Below are 14,944 nucleotides of genomic sequence, written 5' to 3' on the forward strand. Positions count from 1 at the left end.
TAAGAATTGTGTGTTTTAAAATTTTATAGTAAATGTCGTTCCTTCATTTACCTCACTATCAACTGTGATAGTTCCATCCAAAGATTCCACTTGATTTTTGGTCATAAACAACCCAATACCCACTGCATCTTTATTATAGTGGAACGTCTTGTACATACCAAATACTTTATCCTTAAAAAGAGTCAAATCAATCCCTCTTCCGTTATCAGAAACTTTTAAGTACGCGTTTCCATTCTCGTTATATGTTTTAATAACAATCACAGGATCCCGTTCTGGATGTTTATACTTTATAGCGTTGGTAATCAAATTCAGTAAAATACTTTCTAAATAAGCTGGTATGTAATCTATTTGTTCTACTTCGGTAAAATCTGGTCGAATTTGACAATTACTGTTACTAATCATATGACTAATTCCATTAACTACTAACTTTAGTGCCTCATTAAAGTATACAACAACTCGTTCTTGTTTATTGTTTGTTTGTATAGTAACCACCTCATTTAGGTGTTCTATAGTAGTATTTAGATTATCAGAAATTGTCTTTACTTCCTTAATTAGCCCTTCTTTCTCTTTAGGATCTTCTATATCTTCTATGAGTTGAACTAATAATGATAAGTTGCTTGTATGAGATCTAAGATTATGAGAAACAATATGTGCGAAATTAAAAAGTCTAGAATTCTGAGCGGCTATAATGTCTACCGATTTCTGTAAACTTATTTCTTTTCTTTTGATTTCATCTATATCCTGAAAAACACCTCGAATACCAATTATTTCTTTCCCTTCATTGTAAATTGGTTTCCCGATTGCTCTCGCCCAAAACTCTCTTTTATTAGCGGTGACCATTTTGATTTCTGTATTAAAAGGAGTTCCCATGATAGCGCAATTAAAAAAACAATCCGCTGCTAATTGTCTATGATCCTCGGCATAATAATCTGCAGAATCCTTTAAAGAGGGTTTATAATCTTCTGGGTATTCTAAAATCCGATAGGTCTCAAAATCCCAGTAACTTTCTCTTTTCTGAAAATCCACATACCAACTCCCTGTAGAAGTCATCTGTGCAGTCTCTTTATAATAAAAGTTATCCTTTTTTATCGTTCGGTCAGGCTCTATGTTAGTTTCGAAAAAAAATAAAAACTGTATCCCCGCTTTTATGTTTACAGGTAATTCATCATTCGTAGCACATCGAAAAAATAGATACTGTCCATTTTTGTTACGAATCTTAATGTGCTGTTTAAAATTGGTGTTATTATTTCTGTAGTTAAGAAAATTGTCTCTAAATAAGGCTACGTCTTCTTCGTGAATGAGTTTTGAGATAAAATAATCAAAATTGGGCTTCACATCTTCTTTGGAATATCCCAATACTTCATAAAATTTATCTGACCAATTTTCCCTATACGGATCCTTTAGCAATTGCCAATAACCCGTATTGAAATCTTGCATTACGTTATTAAAAAGTTCATTCTGGAGCATGTGAGGTTAGTTAAAACAAATATGTCTAACAAGATAAGAATTTCTAGTTATTTTCCTCTATTCTGTCTAACCTTATTGATAATGCTTTGGTGGAAATTTGCACTTCTATAAACGATAAAAAAAGTGAAATCATAAGTGCAAAAAGACTGATACCAAATATTAAATTTGCCAAACTGTTTTTCTCAACATATAATAAAAACATTGTGATTACACTCGTAAGAAAGCTAATAATTGCTATGGCTTGCATATTTCTTATCAGCCATAATCGCTTTCGTAAATTCTTAATCTGTAACCCTGTATTCTTAGATCTGGAATCTAAATATTCCTTATGCAATTGTCTTATCAATGCTGCGATTGCAAGATACCTAGCATTATACGCTAGCATCGTGAGAGAAATTGCAGGAAAAAGTAATGCTGGAATACCCATCGTAAGTGCCATAACCAAATGATTTTAGACACTAAGGTACTAACTTTCTAGTTGTACTGATATCGCGGCACAAACAATTGTAATTATTAATATGCCCAAACCTGCAAATTGCCACAGTGGGCCTTTTGCTTTATTTTTTAATAGATCATATTCTTTTCTTATTGACAAAGGCATTTCTTTGGTATAAAGAACATTTTTACAATGTTGACACTGAGACAATCCCTTTTTTCCTATTGGGAATAATGGAATCCAGAAAATATGCGCATGTCTTCTATAAACACTTAAAACCAAAGATCCTTGTGTTCCGCAATTTGGACAAACGGAAATTTCTGATCTTTCTGATTTTAGGTGTACTGATTTGCTTCCGTAAATTATCATCTTCTTCTTTTTTTGGTGTTTAATTCATAAAAAGGAAATACAGTTTGTTCGGATGGTCTTAGAGATAATACAAAATTCCCCAAAGTCGAACTTTAGGAAATTTTGTATCATAATCTTTTTGTTTATTTTATATCAAAAAGAGCAGTTATTTCCTCGTATGACATTTTCTCAAAATCTTGAGCTGATCTTCCTGCTGTTTGTCCTCCAGGAATAATTATATATCTAAAATCATTGAAGAATGTAAATAGATTAGTGCCGCCGTCAGTTGTACTAGCTTCGACTTGTAATGAAGCTCCACCTGTAGTATCCAATAGCCTCAATAGATAATATTCATTTTGAGATGCCAATAAATAAGGTAATTGATATATCTCATAATCAGTATCATTTCCATTTCTTCCGTATACTAATACCACATCAGATGCAAGATTAAATTCTGAACTGCTAAGTACATCTAATCCTTGAAAATTTGATTGTTGAGCACCATCTAATACAAAGTCTCTAGCAATCCAGTCTGAGTAAATAACATTTGCCGTTCCAGGATCTCCTTGATCGCCTTGCGGCCCTTGATCTCCTTGTTCTCCTTGTGGTCCCTGTTCACCTTGCGGCCCTACAGCTCCATCTTCGCCTTCACAGGAAATAACACTTGCAGATAGTAATATAACTAATACACATCCCATTAAATTTTTCATTGCTTTCATTTTAAAAAAGTATTTTAAGTTAATGGTACAAACTTAATTAGGTGTCGTTTTAAGGATGTCCGAAATATTTGAAATTCAATAAATTCGGACGTTTTTAAGGGTAAACACCTAAGATATTATTGATATGATTCTCTACAAGAAATCAACTGTTTTAAAGCAGTATCTAATTGATATTTCTTCCACAACGGTATATCTTTTTCTATGGTCAAAGGGTTTTGCTCAGACTTGATATATTCTTTTATAGAAACCACAACAGGGTCATTGTTATCTTCAATTTTAAGTATAGATTTTCCGCCAGGAGTACTATAATTTCCTTCATACTCATAACAAAATACAATAACACTATCTCCTTCTTTAACATCTACATCAGCAAAACAATCTGATATGACATAGTTTTGTTCATGATACGAGCTGTTTGTGGACTCTATAGAAGTAAGAACCTCATCCACTCTTATTACTCCTTTCCGAGCTGTGTAGTGAGGTTGTTCTGTTTTATTATAGATCTTATCCACTGTCCCTAAAAAAACCAAGCTATATTTTTCACCACAATTTCCAATAAACGGACCACTTTGTGGCCACCAATATGTATATCCAATCTTTAGGGTATCTTTTAAATTAACCTCCTTTGAAGTTGATAGCACTATATTCTTTTTAGGCTCTCTTTTAGATTTTTTGTTTTCACACTGAATAAAAAGAAATGATAAGTAAAAAACGCACGCTAGAACCTTGATCAACTTCATTTTTTGATATATAGCTAAAAATATCATTTAAGAGAAAAAGTTACCGTAACATAATACTTTATTGGTGTTTTTATTGCCATCGAATTAAAATATTTCTGCTTATTATTATGGTTTTCAATTTTAATAATCTCTCCAATATTTCCCCCAATATTCTCAGCAATTTTAGTGGCTGCATTTCTGGCATCATCAATAGCATCTTTACTCAGTTTTCCCATTTCTTCATCGGTCATTTCTTTAGATATAATATCAACTTTTGTATTTGTAACGCCTTCCATACTCTGACTCAAAACCAATTTTACTTCATCTAAAGAGGTAGTTTTATAAAAATAAAACCTAGATGTGTTATAGCTATATGATGTAATCCGATACAGCTGATCCTCTTCAAAACGACTAAAATCGATATTTACTTTACTTAATGAAGCTGCAAATTCTTTAGCTACATCATCTACTGTTTTTCCTTTTATATTTCTGTAACTATCTCCAACGATCTCTCTGAATTCTACATTTACAATATACTCGTTAATCTCAGGTTGCATATTAGTTTCTCCTATTACTGTTATTGAATTCATCTTTTGTGCATTTAGAATAGTTTGACATACAAGAAGAACAAGTATTGTTATTTTAATAGATCTCATAATTTTCGATTTAAGTTTTTCCTTTATTTTTAAGTTTTTTTATGGCGTAACAGTTTCTTCAACACACCATTCTTCATATAAATTCATATGTTGCTGTATAAAGCTTGAAGTTCCAAATTGCAAGGGACAATGTGCTATATTTTGATCATCATTAACTTGAAGTTCAACCCTATTTCCAAGACCAATTGTTCCTAATAAACTACCTGTTTGCACTTGATCTCCTTTTGAAATAGTAACCTCAACAACGTGATCATATATAATAAGCCAAGTAGCATTATTACTTGGTTTTATCCATATTTCAAAATCATCAATAGTTGGGTTTCTTCTAACATCTACTACAATTCCCTCTGAAACCGATACCACTGGTATATCTGATTGATTACCAAAATATTCAATCGCTGGATTTTGCTGAGTAGGGGTAAGAAACTGTCCAAATGGAATGAATGAACTAACTTGCGCTATCGGTATTGGCGGAATCGTAAATAATGGTGGTGTACTGTCTAATAAAAAATTGTCATTTCTACAGCCTATTACCGTTATAAAAACTATTAAAATCTTTATCGATTTCATATTATCGCTTAACTTACTTACTTCGCAATAAAACACTATTCATATCCCCAAATATCATCATAATAAACAGCTCCATTTTGTAGACTAAAACCGTTTAGAATCCATAATTTGTTTGTATTGTAAACCGAAGTATGATAGCCTCTGGATGGAAAATTTTTCTTAACGTTTATCTTCTCCCAAACCATTCCATCTTGACTAAACCAAATGTCATCATAATAGTCATTTTGTGGTCCTATACCACCCGTTAACCACATTCCTGTTTTATTAAAAGTTATTGCATGATTCCTTCTAGGAGAAAATGGAATATTTACGCTGGCTAAATTCCATTGAAATCCATTTGTAGAGTACCAAACATCATTAAGGTAATTTCCACTATCATCATGTCCTCCGATAACCCATATTTTATTATCATATACTACTGTAGCATGTCCATAGCGCCTTCCAAATGGAGCCAGATTGGTTATCAAGTTCCATTGTATACCATCACTACTAGTCCATACATCTCCTTTTACATCATAATTATCACTTAACCCACCAATCAAAAACATTCTATTTTCTATGCTGGCTAATGTATGCCATCTACGGGCAGAAAAAGGAGCGTTTTTTTGTGACTGCATCCAATCTTTTCCGTTTTTACTAAACCACATATCATTCAAATATTTATTTCCCTGTGTACCTCCTACAATCCACATCTTATTATCAGCAACGGTCATCGCATGTCCGTAGCGAACTGAAAATGGTGCGCTTTGGGTAACTTCTTCCCAATCTTTGCCATCCTTACTACACCAAACATCATTATAAGTAAATTGATTTTGTACGCCACCAATCACCCACATTTTATTATCAAAAATAGTAGAGGTATGAGCTGCTCTTCCTCCATAAGGAGTTTCTCCATTTACCACAGTATTTGAAAAGCTAGGCTGATCAGTAGTTACAACTTTTTCTGAAGAAACTAAAGAATGGGGCTCATTGGTAAAATCTTCTTTTAATTCACAACTACAAACTGCAAAAAACGCTACCAATAGTCTTAAGAAACCTTTGATTCTAAATTCATTTCTCATATCACACATTATTAAAATATCTAATCAAAAATAAACCTTGGTCTTATTTTACGTGTCCGAGAAGTTTGAATTTCAAAGAATTCGGATATTATTTAGTTCTTATTATGAAAGGCTTTCTTTTTTAACCACACGTTGATTTTCATTTTATTAACCAAATCTTTACGCTGCCAAATCGGATTCTCGACACAAAGGCTTTGACAGTGTTTCCGTTTGATCTGTACAGTTTTACTCTCGAAACCTTCTCTATTTTTGACTTGTGTGTCTTTTATGGTTATAAATTTTCCATGTAAATTTTGAGCGTTTTCAACAAATTTTAGCACATAATAATCATGATATGAAGGGAACTTTCTTAAACCAGGATGATTTGTTATTACCTCATCAATTTTTTGTGTAACTATAAATTTCTTCTTTACATATTCTACTCCCTTAGCATCTGTAATATTAATTGTCAAACCATGAATTTTTTCTCCTGTTCTAATATCACGAACATCTATTATTATAATTGAAGACATATCCCAGAAACAATGTTGTGCCTGAGATCGACAAACACCTATGAATACCATGCATAGCATTATATATTTCATTTTAAAAAGGTTTAATCTCTAAAAAACTTAGTTCTTCCAGCTTTTTACAACGTAGATAAGAATGATTATCAAAACTGGAATTATAAAATAAATCGCGATAGGTATTTTTGATGTATTAGTGTTTTTTTCGGTTTGTTTTATTTCAGTAATCACATCTCCTTTACTTGCTATAGCTTCATTTAACACGAGAGTGTCCTTGGGAAGGTTTTTTAGAGTGTCTGATGTCTTAGGTCTATACTTATGATAATGACTTTCTACTTTTTCGGTTGGAGTACTTGCTTCTTGTTTTATTTTTCCTACCGAAGGTTTTTTGTAATACTTTTTCGAAAACTCGACCTCTGGGTTTTTTCCATTGGTTATCCATCGTATTTCGGTCTCACGAATTTCTTCATAATACTTTTCTCCTTCTGCAATTTCTTCTTTTAATGATTTTTCTAATGCATCGATCGTAAATCGACTTCCTCCTTTTTTGGTGTATTGATAATAAAGTGTAAGTGCAATTTTTTGATCATATAATGACTTTGTGGCTTTCTCTTTACTGTGATAGGACGCCTTAAAATACGCTCTCGCAGCTAACTGTCTTGCTCCCTTTTTCCAACCATCGGCCATTAATAAATCTCCGAGTGCTTCTAGCAAAACAGGTGAGTCGTAATTCCCAAACTTCATCATCCCCATAATTCCTTTAATTGCTTTTTGAAGCTCTTTATTGGGTAGTGATTTACTTTTTAAATTATCTCCACTTTTGTTATAGTATTTGTTACTTAAAAAAGAATAAAAATTATTAAAAGTCTTTATCGGAAATGTTCCTCTTGAAGTATCAAATCCGGGAGATAACGGTAATATGACTTTTCCATTTTTCATTTTACTTTGTACATATTCCACAAAATATTTTTGATAGATCTCCCTCCCAAAGTGAGCATCTGGATTTATAGCAATTGCCTTATCTATATATTCAATTCCCTTTTCTAATTGACCATTATGGATATAAAAAGTACCAAGATTAGCATATGTTGTATAATTATTTGGAGCAATCTTATCCTTCTTTAGAATAATCTGAATTGCTTTAGAGTCATTTCCAATTTTAGAATAAGCAACTGCAAGATCATCGTATAATTCTAGGCTATCCGGAAACCTTTTAAGCTTTTCTTCTCTGTCTGCTATTCTCCATCGATAAAATTCCGATGAATGCCTCAAAAATTTTCCAGATATTAACTCGATTACATTAGGAAATTGCATTCTTTCCATTTCGACAGTGTCGTAATCCCAGAAACAAGAATATCCAAAGAAACTAGTAGACAAGGAACAAATCACAAATAATATAAATCTTCTCATATGCAAACCTTATTATTTTCTTAGGTTAAATAATCTTGTAATCATCGCTTAAATTATTATCCTCTAATTTAAAAAAGGACCCTCAATAAAAATAACTAGAATATCTAATGAAGATCCTATAGTAATGAAAAGCGATTGGACAAAAAAACCTGTCATTACAAACTGCTTTTGCACAAAAAATAACCTAACACTAATTAATACCATCTCTACTGATAAATTACCCAATTAAAATGTGTCTTTTTGCACTCTACTTCAAAATAAAAATGACTCGTAGCTTTGGCTATGACTAATTTTTCTTTTTCCTATATCACAAAAATCCATTATTTTCTTTATGTGTAATTTAACGTCAGAAATGGTATAAAAATGCATGTTATCTATTAACCAAACTAAAAATAATTCTTGCTATAGAATATAATGTCCGGAAAGTTTGACTTTCAAAAAAACGGGACACTTTTAACCATTCTTTCTATAATCGCTTGGTGATATACCGGTGAGCTTTTTAAACGCACTGTAAAATGTAGACTTCGAATTAAATCCAGATTCTAGTGCTATTCCTATAATTGTATAATTTATAAAATTATGATTTCTCAATTTCGCTTTTGCATCTTCAACTCTGAAAGTATTGATATAATCTGCAAAATTTTTCCCAGTCAATTTATTTACCAGCTGAGACAAATAATTACTGCTAATTTTTAACTTTTTAGCTACACTGTCTAATCCTAAATGAGGATCTTGATATATCTTAGCTTCTCTCATTAAAAACTCCAATTCTTTATAATAAATATTATCATCAGTAATTCTACAAGAAGTATTGTTACTGCATATTTGTTTTAGTTTTTTCTCAGTAAGCTTGGCAATAAGGTGAAATAAAAATACGTGATCATCTGTAAAATAGTCTCGTTCGGAATGTTCAGAATCCAAAATGCCAACAATAGCACCATCAATAAAAATCGGAACCGATAATTCTGATAAACGCGAAACATCATCTACTATATATGTGTCATTTGTTCTAAGATCATCAATTCGTAGGTAATTTTTGGATTTTGCAACGGCGCCAACGATACCATCTCCCACTTTTATTTTTATAGGGCTTACTATCTTCTTTTCGCCGTTATTTTTATTTCCAAAAGCAGCTTTTTGAATCAGGTATTCTTTTTCTTTATCGAGCATATAAATCACACAATCTTCTAGACGAAGGTGAGCGATACAATTTTCTACAATATCCCAAAGAACATCATTTACATTATTTTTTTCAAAAAGAGAGGTAGCAAAGTAACTTAATACGGATATCGTTTGGATCGGTGCTCTTTCTAATATATTACTGTCAAAGTCTAAAAATACTTCTTCAAGATATGGTATGCTTGTTATTTCTTTCTTAGATTCTGGCTCTTCTTGTTTCCTTGGCGCATCATTCGCTTTTCTTCTTGACTTTACTACGGAAGTTTCGTAGTAACTGTGAAACGGAGATGTAGTTCTTTTTTTCGGCGAACTAAATTCTCTATTTATGTTTTGTAAGGCAAAGAGAGAGATGTAACGAACTCTAAACAACCAAAATATTACAAAAGAGATCAAACTAATTATGGTATAGATAATTATAGTAAAATCTAACTCTCCGATATTATCTTTCGATATTCTAGTAATTATAAGTAAGAGTAATACCCAAATTGATCCATGAATCGAATTAACAATCCTGTTGTTTTTGTTTTCCTGAATATTCATAACCTTGTTTTTTTGTCCATTGCAAAACATGATCTTGACTTTAGTAGGCACTAAAAATCAATACATCTTATTTTGTCACTTTAATTATATCAACCAAGATAAAACGAGATTGAAAAATTGTATTGCACTATGGTTACATAGACTTGTACTCTGGTTACATCTAGCTCAGAAACACTGTAAACAAAGGGATTCTAATTATTTATTTCTAAATTCTGAAGGTGGTTTTCCAAACTCTTCTACATATACTCGTGTAAAATATGCGGGATCTTTAAAACCCGTTTGGTATGCAATCTCGGATATAGATAGCTCATTTCTTAATACGAATTCATGTGCTTTTTGCAAACGAATTTTTCTTATGAACTTGGTTGGTGGTAACCCAGTCAAATTTTTTATTTTTCTAAATAAATGAACTCTACTAATGTGTAATCTTTCTGCTAATTGAGGCACCCCAAATTCGTCATTATCCAATTCTTCTTCAATAATCTGCATAACATCTTTCATAAAATGATCAATCGTTTCATTTTCTGAGGTTATCGTTGTGTCACCTCTTTGGTATTTCTCCTGTAGTTTTTTTCGTGTTTTGATCAGGTTATCAACTCTGATCAGTAATTCGCTTCTATCAAAGGGTTTTGTTAAATATGCATCGGCCCCAATTTTCAGACCTTCTAACTGATTCGACTGCCCAGATTTTGCGGTCAATAAAATAAAAGGAATGTGATTGGTTGCTAGATCATTTCTGATTTCAGTTCCTAATCTAATTCCATCCCATTCTGGCATCATTACGTCAGATATTACGAGATCAGGAATATGTTTTTTGCATAGCTCCCAAGCAATAAGTCCATTCTCTGCTTCGATGATTGTAAAATCAGGAGATAAACAAAAATGAACATATGATCTTACCTCTTTATGATCTTCGGCTATAAGCACCATAGGTTTATCAGGATCCATAATAAAATCATCTGTTTGCTCTATGATTTTATTGCTTTCGGGAACTAAATCTAAAGGTGCAGTTATTCTAAAAGAAGTTCCTTTGTCTTTTTTACTATCCACTGTAATTGTTCCTTTTAACAATTGAATTAATTCCTTTGTCAGTGTAAGTCCTAACCCAACACCTTGTGGGTCTTCGGTGTTTTCTTTAGAGAAAGGATCAAATAATTTAGAAAGAAACTGTTTATCAATTCCAATTCCTGTATCCCTTATATCAATTGTAACCGTATTATTATTTTTATCAATATTTATATTTAAAGAAACAGTTCCATTAATGCGATTGTACTTAATAGCATTAGAAATTAGATTAGAGCTAATCTTTCTCCATTTATCTTCATCAAAAGATGCAAAAACAGATTCATCTGAACTTGTAAATTTTAACGCAATACTTTTCTGATCAGCTAATGAGGCAAATGAGTTAAAAAGGTACTTTTGGAAAGCTACAAAATCTCCATCACTCACATGAATCTCCAACTGATTGTCTTGCATTTGAGCAATTTCTAAAATCTTTTGAACTTGATTAGATAGATGATGGGTTTGATTTTCAATCTGAGAGAGATGTCCATTGGTATTCTTTTCTGAAGAATTAGTCAGTTTCTCTCTAATTTGATCAGTTGCCCCTAAAATTACTGTAAGCGGTGTTCTAAATTCATGAGCAATCTGATTGAACCACCGGGTTTTAGATTGAGATAAGTCTTTTACAAACTCTTTCTCTGTTTCGGCAATTTTTCTTCTTAATTGTATTTTATAAAATGCAAAAACGATTAAGAATAATAAAAAACTATATAGCAAATAAGCAAGGTTCGTTTTATACCATGGCGGTATTACTGATAATTCAACACTATCTCCTATTTCCCAAGCATCATCTATATCAAATGCCTTAACCTTTAGAGTATACTTCCCTTTTGGTAAATAAGATAGTGTAACAGTTCCATCAGATTGAACGGGAAGCCAATCCTGATGAAATCCTTCTAGCCAAAATTGATATCTAACATTTTGTGATCTTTCGAAGGTTAAAGCCCGAAAATCAAATGTAATACTCTGATCTTCTGGATATACTTTAATTTCATTATCAACTAATCCTTGTTTTTTAGGAAACTTAGATACTATAGTTGTATCCGATCTGAATTTCGTGTACGATAACCAGTCTAGGTTTGGTTTTTTTTCAGTTGAAAAAGTCAACTGATCGGGATTGAAATATTGAATACCTCCTTCACTTCCCATCCAAACATAACCTTGTTCATCCACGTATGCAAAACCTAAAAGCATAGAGTTATCATACAGTCCATCTTGTGTGTCATATGTTTTAAATATATCTTTATCTGGATCATAAGAGATGATTCCATTACTTATACTACTTAACCATATCACACCATTCTTATCGCTAGTAACGTTTAAAATTTTATCATTAGGCATTTTACCATTTCGCAAAAACCTTTTAAACTCTCCGGTTTTTGGATCCAAGCAATTAAGGCCTCCATCAGTTCCTATCCAAAGGAATCCCTTTTGATCCTGATGAATAGATTGAATTAAATTAGAGCTTATACTTTTTGGGTCATTTATATCATGTCCATATCGTATAAACTTGACTTTACTGTTTTTTGTAATCTTACTTGCATCTGAAAATTTTAATATTCCTTTCCCTATACTTCCTAACCAAATATTATCTTGATTATCCGGATATAACTCAATTATTCCTGTATTGTTTTCGAAGACAGGAATACCAAAATACTCTTGGCTTTTAAGATCATAAATAATGATATTATCCCATTGACCTATCCACAACCTTTGATTCTTATCTTCAGTAATCTTCCAACTAACACTTAACGGAAATTTTAAATCTGATAAATAAATTGGTATGGTGTTTTCGTTGTTCGGATTTATTTTTAATAAAGCTGTTTGATCTTTGTCGTCTCTTCCTAAAGCATATAAAAATTCATCACTAGCACAAATTATAGTATTTACTGTACTTTTTTGAATTTTTTTAGGAGGATTGACAGTGTCTTTATCCCAAGAATAAATACCATCACCTAGCGCAAACCATATTTTATTACCACATTCTACAACTTGCCTCACCTGCCCTAAAGTTCCTAAAAAAGGATGCCTAAAAGGCTTATGAGGTATCAATTGAAATGCTCCTAAATTGGTACCAATCCAAAAATTGTCTTCTCTATCTTGGAATATACAATTTGCCTTAACCTTTTTAGAGGATTTAATATTTAACAATTCTTGCAAAGGCATTACCACTTGATGCTTAAAATCTGGAGAAAACTTATAGATTTTTTCTCCTCCATTTACCCAAACATATCCTTTTTTATCTTTAAAAATAAAAGGACGTTCTCTCACACTGGTTCTATATTCAGATTCGAAGCCTAATTTTTGAAGTTTCCAAATTGTATCGGATTTCCTCGCTATAAATAGTTCTTTATTAGAATATAATAAGAAACTATCCTTAGAAATAGCAGAGATATTTTTATATCTGTCATTCGGTAAATTTTGTTTAAAAACTGTATCGTCATCAACGACAAATATTTCTTTGGATATCTGTGTAAGCATATATTTTGATCCATCTTCAGCAATACTAATATTAGAAGAACTTTTATCATAAAATTTTCTTACTGTACTATCTTTTAAATGATAACGGTATATCCCTGCGGTAGAAGAAATCCATAGATTTTCTTTAGCATCCTTTACTATATTGTTTACAATAGAAATATCATCATCTAATGTATCCTTGGAGATAAAAAGAGAATCAAAATGTTCCTCATATAAATTCACAACATTTACTCCTCCACCAAGAGTTCCTAAATACAACTTATCATCACCTTTTAGCTGAGTGATGCATCGAACCCAATTAGCTCTTAATGCCTTCGCATCTCCTGGAACGTAGGTAAATAACTTAAATCTTTTGCCGTCAAAACGATTTAATCCATATTGAGTAGCAAACCACATAAAACCATCATCATCCTGATAAATATCTGAAACCCAATTATTCGACAGACCATTAAAATGTGTATAAGGTTTCACATGATAGGTTCCCTCTACTTGCGCAGTAATAACTATGCTAAAAATTAGAAAACAAGCATTTAATAATATGATTTTATATAGGTACTTCATCAGGGTTTTACATGAAAAAAATTACTGCAGATCTATAATTATCAATCTCTTAGTGTAAAAGAACAACTTTTTTTACAAAATTATTCAGTTTCTAATGCTGTTGCCCTGTATTCTTTAGGAGAAATGCCTGTATATTTTTTAAAAGCAGAATAAAATGTTGACTTAGAGTTAAATCCAGAATCTAAACCAATTGCAAGTACAGTATAATTGGAGAATTTTGGGTTTTTGAGTTTAGATTTGGCATCTTCTACTCGAAACTTGTTTACATAATCTACAAAACTAGAACCATTCAATTTAGCAATCATTTGAGAAAGATACTTACTACTAACTTTTAGCATTTTTGATATCCCTTCTAACCCTAAACTTGCATCTCTGTATATCTTGGCTTCCTTCATTAAAAAATGAAGTTCTTTAAAATATACATCGTCATTAGTAATGTTTGATGTGTTTTTTATATCAATCTGGGCAAGTTTTTTTGCCGTTAACTTAACAATTAGCTGAAAGAGTAATATATGATGTTCATTAAAAAAACCTTCTTGCGAATGTTCTGAATCTAGCACTCCAACCACCTTATCATCGATTTTTATTGGAACTGCTAGTTCAGAATTACGACTAATATCATCAACAACATACCGATCATCATAATTTACATTATAGATACACTCATACTCTCCAGATTGTGCCACTTGTCCAACGATTCCTTGACCCAACGAAATTTCGATCGGACTTAATATGGTTCGCCCTCCTTTATCTTTATTTCCATAAGCTGCTTTTTGGATCAGAACTTTTCTCGAATTATCTAATATATATATCACGCAATCTTCTAAATGTAGATGAGAAATACAGTTCTCCACAATATCCCAGAGAACATCATCTAGATTATTTTTATCAAATAAAGAGGTGGAAAAATAACTGAGTATACCTGTTATTTGAGATGGCTTATCGTAATGAATTAATTCTAATTCTTCTTCAGAAAAAATGTGGTTTAATCCAGACATCCTAAAATTCTGGATAGCTTTTTGCACAGCTTCAGATTCTTCAGAGTTCTTAGACTTAGATTTTTCTTTAGGATTGCTAGCTCCTATAAGTGTATCTATAAAGGAGCTTGTTTTTTTATTTTTTTGATATCTATATAACCACCAACATGCTAAAACAAAAGCTGCTAAGCATACAAAAATAATTGTTGCATTATATAGTAGGTTCGTGTTCATTATGTTGGTTAATAAACG

General features: G+C 31.8%; 13 protein-coding genes. All 13 read right to left on the minus strand.

Annotated elements, in window-relative coordinates:
* Positions 1-15: 15 nt before the first annotated feature.
* Positions 16-1,467 carry a PAS domain-containing protein gene (locus tag Q1B37_RS16255; RefSeq protein WP_299900206.1) on the minus strand — a complete coding sequence of 484 codons (1,452 nt, stop codon included), beginning with the start codon at positions 1,465-1,467 and terminating at the stop codon, positions 16-18.
* Positions 1,468-1,510: 43 nt separating this feature from the next.
* Positions 1,511-1,906, minus strand: coding sequence for a DUF2721 domain-containing protein (locus Q1B37_RS16260; RefSeq protein ID WP_299900209.1), 396 nt, complete (start codon positions 1,904-1,906; stop codon positions 1,511-1,513).
* 27 nt (positions 1,907-1,933) lie between these two features.
* Positions 1,934-2,272 carry a zinc-ribbon domain-containing protein gene (locus tag Q1B37_RS16265; RefSeq protein ID WP_299900212.1) on the minus strand — a complete coding sequence of 113 codons (339 nt, stop codon included), beginning with the start codon at positions 2,270-2,272 and terminating at the stop codon, positions 1,934-1,936.
* A gap of 122 nt (positions 2,273-2,394) precedes the next feature.
* Positions 2,395-2,961 carry a hypothetical protein gene (locus Q1B37_RS16270; protein ID WP_299900215.1) on the minus strand — a complete coding sequence of 189 codons (567 nt, stop codon included), beginning with the start codon at positions 2,959-2,961 and terminating at the stop codon, positions 2,395-2,397.
* A gap of 125 nt (positions 2,962-3,086) precedes the next feature.
* Positions 3,087-3,611: a hypothetical protein gene (locus Q1B37_RS16275; RefSeq protein ID WP_299900216.1), complete on the minus strand. Its 525-nt coding sequence runs from the start codon at positions 3,609-3,611 to the stop codon at positions 3,087-3,089.
* 122 nt (positions 3,612-3,733) lie between these two features.
* Positions 3,734-4,279 (minus strand): SIMPL domain-containing protein, encoded by a 546-nt coding sequence (locus Q1B37_RS16280; RefSeq protein WP_299900219.1) that lies wholly within the window; start codon positions 4,277-4,279, stop codon positions 3,734-3,736.
* Between the two features lie 105 nt (positions 4,280-4,384).
* Positions 4,385-4,915 carry a peptidoglycan DD-metalloendopeptidase family protein gene (locus Q1B37_RS16285; RefSeq protein WP_299900222.1) on the minus strand — a complete coding sequence of 177 codons (531 nt, stop codon included), beginning with the start codon at positions 4,913-4,915 and terminating at the stop codon, positions 4,385-4,387.
* Between the two features lie 35 nt (positions 4,916-4,950).
* Positions 4,951-5,976, minus strand: a complete 1,026-nt coding sequence (locus Q1B37_RS16290; protein WP_299900225.1) for a kelch repeat-containing protein — start codon at positions 5,974-5,976, stop codon at positions 4,951-4,953.
* A gap of 92 nt (positions 5,977-6,068) precedes the next feature.
* Positions 6,069-6,560 carry a hypothetical protein gene (locus Q1B37_RS16295; RefSeq protein ID WP_299900228.1) on the minus strand — a complete coding sequence of 164 codons (492 nt, stop codon included), beginning with the start codon at positions 6,558-6,560 and terminating at the stop codon, positions 6,069-6,071.
* Between the two features lie 27 nt (positions 6,561-6,587).
* A complete protein-coding gene (locus Q1B37_RS16300; protein WP_299900230.1) occupies positions 6,588-7,892 on the minus strand; it encodes a hypothetical protein in 1,305 nt (434 codons plus the stop codon).
* A gap of 453 nt (positions 7,893-8,345) precedes the next feature.
* The gene (locus Q1B37_RS16305; RefSeq protein ID WP_299900232.1) at positions 8,346-9,611 is read right to left on the minus strand and encodes a helix-turn-helix domain-containing protein; all 1,266 of its coding nucleotides are present in this window, start codon (positions 9,609-9,611) and stop codon (positions 8,346-8,348) included.
* Positions 9,612-9,806: 195 nt separating this feature from the next.
* Positions 9,807-13,715, minus strand: coding sequence for a hybrid sensor histidine kinase/response regulator transcription factor (locus tag Q1B37_RS16310; RefSeq protein ID WP_299900234.1), 3,909 nt, complete (start codon positions 13,713-13,715; stop codon positions 9,807-9,809).
* Positions 13,716-13,795: 80 nt separating this feature from the next.
* Complete coding sequence (locus tag Q1B37_RS16315) at positions 13,796-14,926, minus strand: helix-turn-helix domain-containing protein (protein WP_299900237.1); 1,131 nt, start codon at positions 14,924-14,926, stop codon at positions 13,796-13,798.
* Between the last annotated feature and the right edge of the window lie 18 nt (positions 14,927-14,944).

It is taken from the genome of uncultured Aquimarina sp., assembly GCF_947492965.1.
In the GTDB taxonomy this organism is placed as follows: domain Bacteria; phylum Bacteroidota; class Bacteroidia; order Flavobacteriales; family Flavobacteriaceae; genus Aquimarina.